The organism is Bartonella bovis 91-4 (assembly GCF_000384965.1).
GTDB lineage: Bacteria > Pseudomonadota > Alphaproteobacteria > Rhizobiales > Rhizobiaceae > Bartonella > Bartonella bovis.
On sequence record NZ_CM001844.1, the window covers coordinates 702,534 to 719,282 of the forward strand.

Here is a 16,749-nt window from a genome sequence, read left to right on the forward strand (position 1 = left end):
ATTCCATGAAGTATACTTCTCTTATAAGCAAGTAACGGGATTTTGAAACAACATTTACGCTTTTGACTTACTAAGTATGCTTAAAAAAGAATATTAGCAAGTTGAATGATGAAGAAACTGCTGCTTGTAGTTGAACGATGTAAAAGTTAGCTACTTTTACGGTTAAAACTTATTAGTATTATTCATAACATTGTATAAATTCATGATGATGATGATTAATTAATACAATAAAAAAAGGAAAAAGTTATTCTTTTTCCTTTTTTTGTTGGTTTATTGAATGCGTCCACTTGCATGGGCAAGCATAGTATAAACTTTTCCGGTATCTGATATTAAATATTGTCGTGCTGTACGGGTATTTCCAGAACTACGGGATACATCACGTAATAATTTTTCAAAATCTGCAATGTATTGATTGACTAAGTTTTTAAAATTAATATCATTTGTATATTTTTGTTTAATCATTTCAAATATTATTTTCCCGCTTGAGGTATAAATCTGCTCAGTTATGATATTTTTTTGTCCACGCCGATAATGATTCCATAACTCAACAATCGCGTTATGATTAATAGCTTGTAAAATACTTGTTGCTAATGAATTAAGAGATCCATTCGCAGAATGAGATTTTGTTTGTACTGATGAAGCAACTGAGCTGTTATTAGTGCTTTCAGGTTGTGTTTTTTCACACGAAGCTTCTGCCAGCAAATCTGATACCCATCTGTTTTGATTTGGTTTGCTTTGTTCTTGAGACCAAATAGGCTTTGGTGGCACTATCTTCTTTGTGGTTTCAGAAGAAGTACTATTGACCCCATTTGACGTTAATGATGTAGTTATGGCTGACATCAATTGATCTTTTCCGCTATTTTTGTCATTGTTTTGTATAACATTTGTTAAGTCCTTTAATGCTGCAATTTGTTCATTCAGAGTGTAACGGACTGTTTGTATTGTTTCTTTTGTTTGCTCTGGTAGTTTTTGAATATTCTCATTAATATCATTATTAACTTTTAAAAGTTGTAAACGAATTTCACCAGCTAATTTACGTATATCTTCTGCAGCTCCTGAGAAACGTGCTGAAACTTCATTGATAAGTTGATTAAGTGTCTGTTCCAGTAATTGCGTAGAATTACGTGTATTTTCATCGGTGTGTTTAAATGCTAAACTAAGAGTATCTTCATAATGTTTGATAAATTGATTAATCTCATCAGACTTTGAAACAAGAGTATTGCTCAGCGTAGATAGTGCATTTCGTTTTTCTTCAAGTGTTACACTCAATGCATTTTCTGATTTCTCGAGCATATGAATGGTGTCAGAAAGTGTTTGAGCATGTTCGCTGAAATTTATTGTGATATGACTAATTTTATCAAATGTATTTTGCATAAACTCTTGCAGAGTTTCCATATTATTATTGAGCGCTTGACCTGAAGTTGATAAGTGCTCTGCTGCTTGATTGGTATTTTGGAAGAAATTATTTGTTGTTTCATTAAATTGAGTGTCAATATTTTGAACTGTTGATATCAAAATATTACTATTTTCGTGGATATTATAAATTGATTGATTCAACTGCTCAAGGATTGCCGAGACATTATTGATAAGGTCTTCTTTCATCGTAGCCATGGTCTGAATAGTTTCAGAATTGGTTTGTGCAAAAGTATTTACCCAAGCTTCATTTTGTGCGTAAATTCTTTGTTCAGCATCTTGTGTTGAGAGGGCAAGTTGTTCACTGATATGCTGCGTTAAATTACCAAATGATTCAGTTGTATGTTGTGCAGTTTGATTTAAATAATCTGTTAATTCTGTTAACTGTTCAACATATCCTGAAACTTGAGAAGCTGTTTGATTGTTTGCTTCTTCTAAACGATTACTTATATCAGACAGCCGATACCCTAAATTACTTTCAAGCTCCTGCATGGATTGATAAAGAACATTAGAGCGTTCATTAAGTAATTGTTCAACAGCTGTTGTTGAAGAATGAATTGCTTCATTAAATAATGTTTGTACATTATTGTTTGCTATTGTAAAGGCTTCTGCAGTATAAGCCGTCTGCTCTTCTAGGACAGAGAGAATTTTCTCACTGGTGTTATGAATCGTTTGCTCAACGTTTGATACAATACGATTACCAGATTCAAAAATAATATTTTCCGCCCTTGCAGTTATATCATTAACAGATGAAACAAACTGGTTACCGGCAGAAAGGATAGAGGTTTCTGATTTTTCTGCTTGATCGGCCATTATCAATGCCGCTTGCTGAGAAGCGTTGATAAGTTTTTCTTGTACTTTATTTGTTTCATCATCTAATGATAAAAGCATTTGTTCACTCGTGGAGGCAAGAATATCAGATGCTTCCATGACTTTGTTATGTAAACTACCTGTGACTGTATTAACAGAATTCTCTAGTGTTCCGCATATATTATCTATGCTTGTTTCCAACGTTTGCTGGATTGTTTGGGTATGCTCATTATTAAGGGTAATAGATGTTTTTAGAGTTTCAGAGTGTTCCTCAAATACAGATGTTTGTTCTTTAATAGTTTCACATATTTGGCCCATTTTTTCAGATAATGTCTCCCCTAACGTAGTTACACGTTCAAAGATTTGACCTGTTCTATTTTCTAGATTTTCGTCGAATGATTCTATACGATTTTCAAAGGTTTCAAACAGTATCTCATTAGATTGAGAAAGAGTATCCTTTAAAGTTTCAGTATGATTTTCAAGGTTTTTGATGTGGTTTTGGACAGCTTCGGTAATAGTTTTATTATTATTATCAATAACATTTTCAACCAAGTCCATTTGCTGTTTTAAGGCTGTATCGATGTGTATGTCGCTTTTTGCGATGATATGATGGATTGTTTCCATGCGTTGCTCGATCGTGCGAGTTTGATCTGCAAGAACTTCATTAAGAGAAAAACTATTGGCAGCCAAAGAATCGCGCAAGGCTTCAGCACGTATATCAATATTTTTAGCTTGCGTTTCTAAGGCATCTTGAGTGGTTTGGCAGCTTTGCGTAATGGTTTCTCGTAGTTTTTCTGTGCAATGGACTATAGCGAACAGGTGATTTTCCGCGCGCTGGTCAATGATTTGAATATTATCAGTTAAAGTTTTTTCAATGGATGATACATTTTGAGTTAACTCATCAATTTGATTTCTCAATGTATCAGCAATCTTATCCTTTTCGCTGGTGAGCATATTTTCCATTATATTTCTTTGATCAGCAATTTGTAATTTAAAGTCTTGTGAACGTTCCTTTATAATATCAACAATTGCATCATCAACATTTTGGATTTCTTCTCTTAGAAGTTTTTTACTTTCATTGATTGCAGAAAGAACATTATCATGGCCGTTTGTAAATACATTGGCAATATCAGCAGTTCTTTCTTGAAGATTTGCATTAATTTGCAAGCTGTGAGCTTCCAAAAATCCGCCAAGTTTTTCAATGTTATCTTCTAAGGTTTGACTACGAGAAATGAAAGATTTGATAATAGAATCGCCATGTTCTTTAAGAGATAAATCAACAGTTGCTAAACGGTTTTCAAAGGCTTCAAGCGCTTCTGTGGTGATATTATCGAATGTAGAAGAGATTTTATGAGCCTGATCATCAAGCAGTATGATTTTTTCATCCAAATTTTGTAATGATTGATTATGGCGATCAACAATTACTGTATCGATTGTTTTAAATTTTTCATCAATATTGGAGAGGGTTTGATCTGTTGCAGTTTGTACGTTTTCCACGATTTTAGCGATATGCATTTCAGCTTTAACAGTTGTTTCATTAAAGATTTTTTCTAACTGTTTTTCATTATTATCAAAACGCTCTGAAAAACCATCAAAGTTTTTTCCTAATTCATTAAAAAATTCCGTGTTTTTTTGCTCAATGTGTACTGTCGTTTCGTTAAATTTTTCAAAGAGCTTTTTTGTTATATCATCCCCTACATAGGAAAGTTTTGTAACAAGATCTTCACCTTGTTTTTCTAAAGTGTGAGAAAGGGTCTGCGTAAGCTTGTCAATATTGGTTGAAATTTTAGATGCAACCAAATCAAATTCATCACTCAACTGTTCCTGTGTTCCTTTAATTGTTGACTGTACGCGGCTGGCATGATTCAAAATTGCTGTACGTTCATTATTTAATTCTTCTATTAATTTGTGAATCCGCGATTCATTTTCTGCATAAGCCTGTTCAAGATTATGGACTTCACCTTGTATAATAGCTTCAAGTTCAACAGCACGCCCAAGAGTGCGTTCAATTCCTTCATTCATTGCAACTACTTCTTTGCGAATAGTCTCTCCTATAGCAATGGCTTGTTTTTCAGATATGTGCCGTGGTTCACTAAGGTGTTGCGCTGCATGCGTTATGAGAACAGCAATATTGCGTAATTCAGTTGAACGTTTTGTCAGCTGAGCAAAACCCCAAGACATAAGAATAGGAATTATAGTTCCTGCAGTTACAATTAATCCAGTAGGTGATGTAATAAAGGAAGTAATATTGGTTAAAGAACTTAATCCAGCAGGAGCTAATTTATGCGCAACAAAAGCACCCCCTGTTGCCCACAAAGCGCTGAGTGCTGTTGTGCTCCAATAAATCCGAGAGATAGAATTTTGCTTTAGTAATCCCAAATTTAAAGGCTCTATTGTATCATCATTAGCGGGGAGAGGTTTTGTAGGCAATAACGTGTCACGCACAGTTCCACCCGAAAGCTCATCTGTAGGTTTTTGACCAAAAAGCTGTTCAGCAACAGATTCATCAATAACAACGTCATCATGAACATTAGAGGTAAGAATCGAAGCACTGTTTTCAGAAAAAATTTCTTCTTCTGCTGTTGCAATTTTTTGAATCAAATCATCCACATGAATAGGATTTAAAGAGTCATTTGATAATATTACATCACTTATCGAATTATCAAGGTTAAAGTCCATTGCTTTTTCGAGGGCTTCTTCAAATTCGACTTCAAATGCTTGTAATTTTGTTCTACGTGCCATACTTGCCTCACACTTTTACAAATGGAAAAGAAATACACTCCTTTCCAGTTACTTCTATCATATTAGCTGTTAATTATTTAGAAAGGAATATGTATAAGGCAAAAGTTTTACAACTTATCAAGATAGGGTTAACGCGACTTTTGTTTTTAGTGCAAAATCCATTAAAAACAATACAGTACGCGATTATATCTAATAAAATTGTTTATCTATTTGTTCTAATAGCCAATATTATAAACTTAATTATGTTTAATAGAGCAATTGGAATAAGTATTTTAGTTGTATACAATGCTCTGAAAATTTCTACAAAATACAACAGTTTTTTAAGTGCATAACCATTCATGTTTAAATTGATACAAAATGATTATGTCGCAACAAAATTTAGACAAAATAATTAATTATACAATGAATAATTAAATGTAGAATTTTTTAGCACTATGAAAAATTGTTTTTATAGTGAAGAGGTAATAGACTGCATTAAAATGACAAAAACATTTACTATACAATGAAAAAGCAAATATATCTATGATAACAATAACTTATTTTAATATATTTAAGTAATAAATTAAAAAATTAATGGAATTCATTCTACAGATACTAGATCAAAACATTACAATTTTTTAGCTATTTTGGTTATAACATGTATTAGAATCTATGTTTTACTTATCACGTTATTTAGAATATTTTTCCGCACCGTTATAGTTTTGTCACTATTGTTACAAAGTTTATCAATAGTGATAAAAATAAATTTGCTAGTATAAATTCAATGTAGAAAGATGCTTCTTTGTTATGCCTTTAAGTTATAATATATCAGCTGATCTTCTATATTTTTATGTTGAATAATACTAAAACCTGATCGATAATATATGGCAAACACTATTACGTAGAGAGATATCGTGTATGCTGGTATCTTTTGTACAAAAAAGCGTTTTTAAATAGTAACCAGTAAAAACAGAAATTGAAAAATTTTTATATTTAATTTTTGATCTTGTTAGTTGTGGTGTTTATTACTTACGCATAATAGGTTGTTTTTCAAATATTAAGCAGAGTTTTTCTGAATTTTTAATGCTAATACATTGACAATTTGTTATTTTTTAGTCGATATAAAACAGTGGATATTTTTACGATTCTCATCAAAGGTGTAAGAATATGGTAGAACGATCACAACACCTGCAAGATGTATTTTTAAATACAGTTCGTAAGCAAAAAATTTCTCTCACAATTTTTCTTGTGAATGGTGTTAAGTTGACAGGTGTTGTAACGTCATTTGATAATTTTTGCGTTCTTTTGCGGCGAGATGGGCATGCGCAACTGGTTTATAAACATGCTATTTCGACAATTATGCCGGGTCAATCTGTACAAATGTTTGAAGGTGAGGGCTCTGAATAAATAGGCTATTATCTTGAGTTCTTTTACTCTTTTTCTATTACCTTGAATTATTATGATGGATACAAATAAAAGATCTGGAAAATTAATTTCACAGATTGCAGAGCAAGTGCGTGTTGTCATTTTTTTACCGGTTTTTCCCGTAAACAAGAATGAAAAAATTTTAAGTGAGCACTCAATAGATTCTCGGGTCAAAGAAGCATTAGGGTTAGCACGTGCTATTGAGCTAGATATTGTCCATTATGAAACCATCAATATTAGCACACCACATCCTTCGACTTTGTTTGGGGTAGGTAAAGTAAGTGCATTTGCTAATTACATAAGTGAACATCGTATTGCACTTGCAATTGTAGATCATATTCTTACACCAGTACAGCAACGTAATTTAGAAAAATTATGGAGCTGTAAGGTTATTGATAGAACGGCTTTGATTCTTGAAATTTTTGGTCGTCGTGCACGAACAAAAGAAGGAAAATTGCAAGTCGAATTGGCACATTTGTCTTATCAAAAAAGCAGGCTTGTCCGGAGTTGGACACACTTGGAAAGGCAACGCGGTGGTAGTGGTTTTTTAGGAGGACCTGGTGAAACTCAAATTGAAGCGGATAGACGCCTTCTACAAGATAAAATCACTCGTATTCGTCATGAATTAGAAAATGTTGTTAAAACGCGTGCTCTTCATCGAGCTAAGAGGAAGAAGACGTCTCATCCTATTGTTGCTTTAGTAGGGTATACTAATGCCGGGAAATCAACACTTTTTAACCGCTTAAGTAATGCAGGTGTATTAACAAAGAACATGTTGTTTGCAACGCTTGATCCAACTTTACGCAAAGTTATTCTTCCTCATGGACAAACTATTTTTTTATCTGATACTGTAGGTTTTATCTCTAATTTACCAACACATTTGATCGCGGCTTTTAGAGCAACTCTCGAGGAAGTAATTGAAGCTGATTTAATTATCCACGTAAAGGATATATCAGATCCCGATCATCGTGCTCAGGCTCAAGATGTATTGGAAATACTTTCAAGTTTAGGTGTTGATACTGGCAATACAGATCATATCGTGGAAGTTTGGAATAAGGTCGATATGTTGGATAGGCATACATTGAATGTTTTGCAAACAAGTGCAAAAACATTGTTAAATCCTGCATTAATGATATCAGCAGTCACTGGAGGAGGATTAGATCAATTATTAATAACAATTGAAAAGCGGCTTTCTGGAGAAATGCAGAGCGTTAAATTAATATTAAAACCTGATGAAATGCAGCTTATTAATTGGTTTTATAAAAATTCTGGTAAGATAGAGCAGGAAAGTCATGATGATGGTTCTGTTACTATCCGAGCACTCCTTACTTGTGAAGCAAAGAAACGGTTAGATCATATTAAACAAAATATGTATAAATACTTCTTTTAAACTACGACCTCAGAAAATTTCTTTTATCTTTACGTTTTCCTAATCCAAAAATAATATAGCTTTAAATAATATAACTTTGAGTTAAGAGGATAGTCACTCCTTTCTCTTAAATCAAAGAGCGTGAGATATTTTGTTGGTTGAAATAAGATGAGTTTTGAGCGTGAGTAAGAGATTGTTAGTGCGCATAACGCAAAACGCTTTAATTGTTTTTTTCTCAGCAATATTATGTGCATTTTTGATTTGGTTATATTATTTTGTTCAGCCGCGATCCTACCAAGCAACCTTAACATTTATGTTATCTGATTCTGTTGGAATCCCATTATCAAGTGATGAGCAAGATAACATTGTTGGATTACTATTTGCCCAACCTATTTTTTTTAATAATTCAAATGTACAAAGATTTTTTCCTCATAATGTACATAAGAAAGAATTTCATGAAAATATTCGGTTTACTCGTGATGGTGATCTTATCAAGCTTTCTTTTGAAGCAAAAACTGCTGAAAATGCTCAAAAAGGGTTGGAAAGTTGGTTTTCTGCTTTTTCAGACACAGTCATTAAACGAAATCAAAAATTATTGTCGATGGGAAAGAAAGCTGATCAACAATACGATAATACTGCAATATTGAATATATTACAGACATTTCGTTCATCTATTAATTCTTCCATGCATCATGAAGCAAAACAGGTTGAACTTAATGCCCTTTATGCGAAATTAACAGATGCGACTTTAAGGCGTATTCATTTAACAATTTTGAATTCGATCATTAAGATGACGCGTAAAAATGGCCAATCTTTATTGTCTTTATCATTTATTGCAAACAACTCAGCCGTCGTTGCATTAGAAGCTAAAATTAATCTTTTGGAAACACAAAAGGCTCATATGGCTGCACAATTAGGTTGGGAACATCCTCAAATCAAAGCAATGATTGCGGAATCGAAAGCGCTTTCTACTCAGTTAGAAGATAAAATTTTGCAGATTACTAATCAAATTTATTCAGATGAGATTATCGCAAAGAAGTTTGAAATACAGCTAAGAGAAAAAATTAGAATTTTTGTAAAGAATCAATCTCAGCCTTTCAATCAAATGTTAAATGAGTTGGAAAATAAAATCAAAGTAGTGATAGATGGGCAGAATAAGGAAATGAACATTCATGCTTCTTTATTACAAAATGCAAAGATTCGCGTGATTGTTCCAATAGCAGTAGCTCCTGTTTCTTTTATAGCTCTTTATGGCAAAAATGTTTTTGTGCATACATTAGCAAGCTTGATAGCTCTTTTAGTAGGGTTATTATTATTTCAAAGATATTCTGGAACAAAAAAAATTCAATCGAAAGAGGACTTAGAAGATAGCAAAAATACTTTATTACCTAAGGTGATAGAAAATTCTGAAACTTTTATGACATTAGAAGAATTATCGGTCTTTTTAAAATTACGTTCTTCAATGATTGTTTCAATAATTGGGACACAGGCTGCTCGGATGGCGGCAAAATTATCTCTTCATCTTGTAGGAGAGAAAAAAACAGTTTTGCTGGTAGATATTTCTGGTCAACAAATAGAGAAAATAATTGGTCCTCATCGAGGATTGAGTGATGTGTTAACGGGCGATGCGCAGTTACAAGATGTTATTTATCGCGATTACGATACAGGAGTTGATATTCTTCCACAAGGGTTAGCAAGCGCTGTTCGTGCTCAGGATTTTTCAAATGATATTCCTCATCTATTAGAAGAATTTAAAAGAAATTATGATTTAATCATTTTAGAAATAGCTAGCGAACCCAAATACGGGTCTGAGCAAATTACGCAATCGACAGATTATTATATTTGTAGCGCTAGTCTTGATAAACATAACTGGATAGTGCAAATGATATCCAGATTTCCAAAAACTGTTTGTCGTGTGAATTCGTATTGAATATTGGCAAAATAAGAATGGTGATCACGTGTTGAACAAAAGCACTTTCTTTTTGCATAACATCGTTGAATTTTATAAGAACAATTGAGATTTAATCTTTAGATTTAAGAAATATTTGCAGTTGAAAATAAACTAAAGGAAATCCAAAATGGCAATAAAGGAATTGAATGATGTAGCTTTGACATCGCTGCAGAAACAAAATCGAAAACAAATTCAAGTGTGGCTTTATGTCATTTTATTGCTTTGTTTGGCAATTGTTTTAGTGGGGGGGGCTACCCGTTTGACAGGGTCAGGGTTATCAATAACTGAATGGAGGCCAATTCATGGTGTAATTCCACCAATTGGTCCAGATCAGTGGCAGGAAGAATTTTTGAAATATCAGCAAATAGCACAATATAAGTTGCTTAATCGCGATATGACATTAAATGCGTTTAAGGTTATTTTCTGGTGGGAGTGGGGGCACCGTGTTCTTGGTCGTCTTGTTGGTCTTGTAGCTTTATTGGGCTTGATTTGGTTTTGGATTACCAAACGTATAGAAAAAAGTATTTTGCGCCAACTTATTGTCGTACCAATTCTTATTGCTGTTCAAGGTGTTATTGGTTGGTGGATGGTAGCATCAGGGCTTGGTCAAAGCAATCTAACAAGTGTCAGTCAGTATCGCTTGGCAATTCATCTTATGACAGCATGTTTTATTATTATTTTTATCACTTATTTATCCCGAGGTCTTACAGAATCCACAGAGAAACCAGCAACCCAGACGGTTCAACGTTTTGCAGGTTGGCTTGTTTTTCTTGTTTTAATTGAGATTTATTTTGGTGCTTTAGTTGCAGGTCTTCATGCAGGTAAAGTCTATAATACATGGCCATTGATGGATGGTCAGATTATTCCTGATGGCTTACTTAATTATGATCCAATTTGGCTTAATTTATTTGAAAATCCTTTGACAGTTCAATTTGTTCATCGTTGTTTTGCTTATTTTCTGTTTATTATAGCAGTCGTTCATTCTCTGTATGTGCGAAAAAACATTCCACACTCAGCTCATGCTCGTCGTGCATTTTTTTTATGCGTTGCCATAGTTGCTCAAGCGCTTTTTGGCATTGTTACATTATTAAATGAAGTACCCCTAGGTTGGGGAGTTCTTCATCAAGGTGTTGCGTTAGTTATATTGTATTTTTCAGTTTTACATTGGCGAGCAACAAAGGGAGCATATCACGTTATTGAATAAAGATCTGCAATCGGAAGAAAGTCAGTTATTTTCAAGCATTAAATCAAGATTTTGAATAACAGCCGCAGATGCGCCTTTTCCAAGGTTATCTAATATGGCGCATAGATTGAAAATACCTTCACTATCGTTGCCAAAAACGAAAAGTTTCATACCGTCTTTATGCACTAAACATTCTGGATTTAATTTGGTAAGTGTTTCAGTCTCTTCTTGGGATGCGACTGATATGATGTCTTGACCATTATAATGGGCGTTGAGAATTTCACGCAGATTGCAACAATTAGCTGATTTTGCTAATAGATGACGATGGAGTGGAATGTTTACAATCATTCCTTGGGGAAAACGGCCAACACTTGGTACAAAAATAGGTGTTTGACTAATTTGCCCGTGAAATTTAATCTCTGGTACGTGTTTATGTTTGAGATTGAGACCATAAGTAAAATAATTTTCCTGAAGAGTATCTCGTCGGGATTGATTTTCCATCTGTGCAATTAATTGTTTACCTCCACCCGTGTAACCGGATATAGCATTAATTGATATTGGGTAATGAGCATCTAGTAAACCTGCTTCACGTAATGGCCGAATTAAACTAATTGCACCGGTCGGATAACATCCGGGGTTAGCAACGTAACGTGCTTGCTGGATACGCTTTTTTTGCCCCGCTGTCATTTCAGGAAAACCATAGATCCAATCTGGTGCAATGCGATATGCTGTTGAGCTATCAATAATTCTAATTTTTTTATTATTTTTAAGCAGTTCTATTGTTTCGCGTGCAGCTTCATCTGGAAGACATAAAATAGCAATGTCAGTTTGATTAAAATAATCTTGCCGCACATCAATTTTATGCCGATCTGCATAAGGAATAGAGAGCAATTCTAAATCATAGCGCTCTGCTAGTCGCTTTTGTATTTGCAATCCAGTTGTTCCATGTTCACCATCAATAAAGATTTTTGTTACCATTATATTTACCTTGAACTGACGTTTTCTGTCATATTAAGCCTGTAATATTGTATTCGGTTTGAATAATTGAATATTCTAAAATTACAGTTTGTCTTGTTTGTATGAAAAATGTTGTAGTAAAAGGAATTTAGAACAAGCTCGACGCTTAATTTTGCACCATTTATTTTTGTGTGGCGAGAGTTTTATTGCTTAAATAGCAAAAGAATAAGATAGATATATAGTATTTGCAATTTTTGAATTAAAATGCTTCAAAATATTTGGTTTGTGATACTTACCATATTACTTTTTATTTTAAGTTAGGGCATGCTTTATGACTAAGAAAGCAGATAAGCTGCAAAAATGTTTTTTTGATAGTAATTTACAAACTGTTGATTCTACAGTTTTTGATGCAATTAATGGTGAGCTTAAACGCCAGCATCATGAAATTGAGCTAATTGCATCAGAAAATATTGTTTCAAGAGCAGTTCTTGAAGCTCAAGGATCAGTTCTGACCAATAAATATGCAGAAGGTTATCCAGGAAAGCGTTACTATGGTGGTTGTCATTTTGTAGATTTAATTGAAGAACTGGCAATTAAACGAGCTAAAAAGCTTTTTGGTTCTGTTTTTGCAAATGTTCAGCCTAATTCTGGTAGCCAAATGAATCAAGCTGTATTTTTAGCTTTGCTTCAGCCTGGTGATACATTTATGGGATTGGATTTAAATTCTGGTGGTCATCTTACGCATGGTTCTCCTGTCAATATGTCAGGAAAATGGTTCAATGTTGTTTCTTATAGTGTGCGTCAAGAAGATCAACTTCTTGATATGGAAGATATTGAACGCCTTGCAAAAAAACATAAGCCAAAGCTTATTTTAGCAGGAGGAACAGCTTATTCACGTATATGGGATTGGAAACGGTTTCGCGAAATTGCTGATGAGATTGGGGCGTATTTAATGGTTGATATGGCACATATTGCTGGTTTAATTGCTGGTGGTGTTCATCCTTCACCTGTGCCATACGCTCATGTTGTTACTACTACGACGCATAAATCACTACGTGGTCCCCGTGGTGGTATGATATTAACTAACGATGAAGTTTTAGCTAAAAAGATTGATTCAGCAGTTTTTCCTGGTTTACAAGGTGGCCCTTTAATGCATGTGATTGCTGCTAAAGCAGTTGCACTAGGAGAGGCTTTACAACCTGCTTTTAAAGACTATGTTACCAATGTAGTTGATAATGCTAGAACTTTGGTAAAACGCTTACAAAATAATAATTTTGATATTGTTTCTGGCGGTACAGATAACCATTTATTATTAGTTGACTTGCGTTCTAAAAATTTAACAGGAAAATGTGCAGAATTGGCTTTAGGACGTTCTGGTATTATCTGTAATAAAAATAGTATTCCCTTTGATCCTCAAAAACCATTTGTAACCTCAGGTATTCGTTTGGGTACACCTGCAGCAACAACACGTGGCTTTACAGAAAGTGAATTTATCCAAATTGGTGACTTCATTTCAGAAGTTCTTGATTGTCTTAAAACAGTAGAAAGTGTTGAAGATAATGCTTCCATTGAAAGTGCTGTTAAGAGAAAAGTAAGAGATATGACAGATAATTTTCCTCTTTATTCTCATTTGAGTATTTGTTGAGGCACAAAAAAGATGCGTTGCCCTTACTGTCAATGTGAAGATACACAGGTTAAAGATTCGCGTCCTGCAGAAGAGGGCGCAGTAATTCGTCGTCGGCGTGTGTGTTCTGTTTGTGGCGGTCGTTTTACAACTTTTGAGCGTATTCAATTACGTGAATTGTCAGTTTTCAAAAAGAATGGTCGGCGTGAACCATTTAACCGTGATAAATTAATAAGATCAGTTAATGTGGCAGTGCGTAAACGTAATATTGATCCTGATCACATCGAACAAGCAATTTCAGGTATTGTACGCCAGCTTGAAAATTCAGGGGAACCTGAGATTGCTTCAGAAAAAATTGGGTATCTTGTAATGGAATGGTTAAAGAGCATTGATGACATTGCTTATATCCGTTTTGCTTCCGTGTATCGTGATTTTCGTAATGCAAGTGATTTCCATGATATTATAAATGAGCTTTCAAAAGATGTGGTGGATATAAAATCTTATTTTGATGAATAAAGAAGCACAAGATAACCAATTTATGGCCGTAGCTATTCGTTTAGCACAACGCCACATCGGACTTACTGGACAAAACCCATCCGTTGGCGCACTAATTACCCGAAATGATGGTACAAAAATATCTATAGTCGGCTACGGTATAACAGCTGTTGGTGGGAGACCACACGCTGAAACGCAAGCATTATTAATGGCAGGTCCATTATCCCACGGCGCTACTCTTTACACTACTTTAGAACCTTGTTCACATTATGGTAAAACTTTACCGTGTGTAGATGCACTTATTAATTCAGGTATTTCACGGGTTGTTATTGCACTTACTGATCCAGATGAACGGGTTTGTGGTCGTGGTATTGCTTTTTTACGTGCAGCTGGCATTGAAGTTGTTGAGGGAATTCTGGCTAAGGAAGCTTTTGAAACGTTGAGTGCTTATTTATGCGTGAAAAAGCTGCGACGGTGTGAAGTAACTTTAAAAATGGCAATTTCTGCAGATAATGGTATAGGAAAAAAAAAGAAGGGAAGTATAGAAATTAGTGGAGCGCAGGCTCATACATATACTCATATTCTGCGTGCTCAAAATGACGCTATTATGGTTGGTATTGGCACTATATTGGCAGATAATCCACAATTAAATTGCCGTTTGCCTGGGCTTGAAATACGCTCACCTATACGTATTATTTTAGATACAGATTTACGTATTCCATTTGATGCAAAGGTTATACAAACAGCAACTAAAATCCCCACATGGATTATTTGTAATACAACTCTTGCGAAAGAAAGCAAAAAAATGGCACTGGAACAGTGTGGTGTACGTATATTTTCAATAGAAATGAGCGATTATTTGATGCAACCTTTTGCTATTTTACAGCTACTTTGTCAGCGTGGAATCAATAGTATTTTGCTTGAAGGAGGAGCAAAGACAGGAGAAAAATTTTTAAATGCTGGTTGTGTGGATCAGCTGATATGTTTTCATGCACCAATTATTTTAGGTGAAGATCGTATTGATGCTCCCCATTTTGAAACTTATCTTTCAGAATTTAATAAAATTGAGACGAAAATGCTAGGAAATGACTGTTTGTGTAAATGGAGGCGCAAAATATTATGTTCACAGGAATTGTAACAGATATTGGTTGTGTTGAAGATATTCAATCTTTAAAACAAGGAATACGCTTAAGTATTTCTACACATTATGATGTAGAAACTATAGAAATTGGTGCATCAATTGCGTGTTCAGGCATTTGCCTAACGGTTGTTGAACGTGAGCTAAAACAGACAAATATTAATTGCTTTGTTGTAGAAGCGTGGAAAGAAACGTTGTATTTGACTAATCTTGCTAAGTGGACGAAAGGGACTTTTGTTAATTTGGAACGTTCATTACGGCTTGGCGATGAGATAGGTGGGCATTTAGTCTCTGGTCACGTTGATGATTTGGCTGAGATCGTTGATCAAAAAAATGAAGGTGATGCAATTCGTTTTTATTTAAAAACTTCAATGCGATTGGCGCCTTTTATTGCAGAAAAAGGTTCCATTGCGCTTAACGGTACATCTCTAACCATTAATAGTATTGAAGATAATATTTTTGATGTTCTTATTATTCGTCATACACTTGAAATGACAACATGGGGGCAGGCTAAAGTCGGGGACCAGGTGAATTTAGAAGTTGATCAGCTTGCTCGTTATGTTGCCAGACTTTCTGATTTTAAAATGAGAGATAAGTAGACTGAAAAATTGTTATGTTGTTTTTTAATTTGATGGTTATGTAATTTTTAAAGTTCTTTATTGATTTTAAATTGAGGATTTTATTGTGACAAAAAAAATACATAAAAAGTCGCATTTATTGATTGTTGAAGCACGTTTTTACGATAAAATTTCTAATGAACTTCTTGCAGGTGCAGTGAGTGTTTTGCAAAAAGCTGAAGTAAGTTATGATATTGTAACAGTTCCAGGGGCATTAGAGATACCCGGTGCAATAGTTTTTGCTGAGGAAAACAATAATAAGGTATCTTATGATGGTTATGTGGCACTTGGTTGTGTTATTCGGGGTGATACATATCATTTTGAAATTGTTGCTAATAATTCTTGTCAAGCATTAATGGATTTAACTCTTCATAGGCAATTGGTTATTGGAAATGGTATTTTGACTGTTGAGAATGAAGAACAAGCCTGGGTTCGTGCTGAACAGAATAAAAAGAATAAAGGTGGTTTTGCTGCTGAAGCTGCTTTATGTATGATTGCTCTAAAGAAGAAATTTGGAGATAATCATTAAATATGGCTGATATAAAAAGCAAACATTCTTCGCATTTGGCTAATAAACGCGGAGTAGCAAGGCTTGCTGCAGTGCAGGCACTATATCAAATGGATATAGTTGGTATTGGTGTTACGGAAATAGCAGCTGAGTATAAAGCTTATCGTTTGGGAAAAAATATTGATGGTAATCAATATCTTGATGCTGATTTTCAATGGTTTCGAGCTATTATAGCTGGTGTTGTACAAGAACAAAAGAAACTTGATCCTATGCTTCAGAAAAAACTTTCTGAAGAATGGTCACTTTCACGTCTTGATTCTATTTTACGTGCAATTTTGCGTGCAGGCTTATGGGAGTTAGTAAATCACAAGAACATACCTACTGCTGTTATTGTAAGTGAATATGTTGATGTAGCAAAAGCATTCTTTGAAAGTGATGAGCCAAAGCTTGTCAATGCAATTCTTGATAAAATAGCAAAAGAAATCCGTCTGCAAAAATAATAAAATAAAACTCTGACACTATTGAGATTTTATAAATA

Annotated in this window: 12 protein-coding genes; 10 read left to right on the forward strand and 2 right to left on the reverse strand. The window is 34.2% G+C overall.

The features are described 5' to 3' along the window. Positions 1-270: 270 nt before the first annotated feature. Complete coding sequence (locus BBBE_RS03035; protein ID WP_010701138.1) at positions 271-4,965, reverse strand: rhoptry family protein; 4,695 nt, start codon at positions 4,963-4,965, stop codon at positions 271-273. A gap of 1,146 nt (positions 4,966-6,111) precedes the next feature. Between BBBE_RS03035 and hfq the strand changes: the two genes are divergently transcribed. The 4 genes from hfq (at position 6,112) to BBBE_RS03060 (ending at position 10,893) form a co-directional block, all read left to right on the forward strand. Next, the gene (gene hfq, locus BBBE_RS03045) at positions 6,112-6,351 is read left to right on the forward strand and encodes an RNA chaperone Hfq (RefSeq protein WP_007477688.1); all 240 of its coding nucleotides are present in this window, start codon (positions 6,112-6,114) and stop codon (positions 6,349-6,351) included. 52 nt (positions 6,352-6,403) lie between these two features. Continuing rightward, entirely contained in the window at positions 6,404-7,759 is a 1,356-nt protein-coding gene (gene hflX / locus BBBE_RS03050; RefSeq protein ID WP_010701139.1) for a GTPase HflX, read from the forward strand. Between the two features lie 292 nt (positions 7,760-8,051). After that, positions 8,052-9,668, forward strand: coding sequence for a hypothetical protein (locus tag BBBE_RS03055; protein WP_244428357.1), 1,617 nt, complete (start codon positions 8,052-8,054; stop codon positions 9,666-9,668). A gap of 148 nt (positions 9,669-9,816) precedes the next feature. Continuing rightward, positions 9,817-10,893 (forward strand): COX15/CtaA family protein, encoded by a 1,077-nt coding sequence (locus tag BBBE_RS03060; protein WP_010701141.1) that lies wholly within the window; start codon positions 9,817-9,819, stop codon positions 10,891-10,893. Positions 10,894-10,914: 21 nt separating this feature from the next. Here BBBE_RS03060 and argC read toward each other — a convergent pair whose 3' ends face one another. Continuing rightward, positions 10,915-11,850, reverse strand: coding sequence for an N-acetyl-gamma-glutamyl-phosphate reductase (gene argC, locus BBBE_RS03065; protein ID WP_010701142.1), 936 nt, complete (start codon positions 11,848-11,850; stop codon positions 10,915-10,917). A 310-nt stretch (positions 11,851-12,160) separates the two neighbouring features. Here argC and glyA point away from each other — a divergent pair, with 310 nt between their 5' ends. The 6 genes from glyA (at position 12,161) to nusB (ending at position 16,711) form a co-directional block, all read left to right on the forward strand. Further along, positions 12,161-13,474 carry a serine hydroxymethyltransferase gene (gene glyA, locus BBBE_RS03070; protein WP_010701143.1) on the forward strand — a complete coding sequence of 438 codons (1,314 nt, stop codon included), beginning with the start codon at positions 12,161-12,163 and terminating at the stop codon, positions 13,472-13,474. 12 nt (positions 13,475-13,486) lie between these two features. Then, positions 13,487-13,969 (forward strand): transcriptional regulator NrdR, encoded by a 483-nt coding sequence (gene nrdR, locus BBBE_RS03075; RefSeq protein WP_010701144.1) that lies wholly within the window; start codon positions 13,487-13,489, stop codon positions 13,967-13,969. Continuing rightward, positions 13,962-15,086 (forward strand): bifunctional diaminohydroxyphosphoribosylaminopyrimidine deaminase/5-amino-6-(5-phosphoribosylamino)uracil reductase RibD, encoded by a 1,125-nt coding sequence (gene ribD, locus BBBE_RS03080; protein ID WP_010701145.1) that lies wholly within the window; start codon positions 13,962-13,964, stop codon positions 15,084-15,086. The genes nrdR and ribD overlap by 8 nt, the downstream gene beginning before the upstream one ends. After that, positions 15,068-15,685: a riboflavin synthase gene (locus BBBE_RS03085; protein WP_010701146.1), complete on the forward strand. Its 618-nt coding sequence runs from the start codon at positions 15,068-15,070 to the stop codon at positions 15,683-15,685. The genes ribD and BBBE_RS03085 overlap by 19 nt, the downstream gene beginning before the upstream one ends. Positions 15,686-15,770: 85 nt before the next feature. Further along, complete coding sequence (locus BBBE_RS03090; protein WP_010701147.1) at positions 15,771-16,232, forward strand: 6,7-dimethyl-8-ribityllumazine synthase; 462 nt, start codon at positions 15,771-15,773, stop codon at positions 16,230-16,232. Positions 16,233-16,234: 2 nt separating this feature from the next. Then, entirely contained in the window at positions 16,235-16,711 is a 477-nt protein-coding gene (nusB, locus tag BBBE_RS03095) for a transcription antitermination factor NusB (protein WP_010701148.1), read from the forward strand. Positions 16,712-16,749 lie beyond the last annotated feature (38 nt).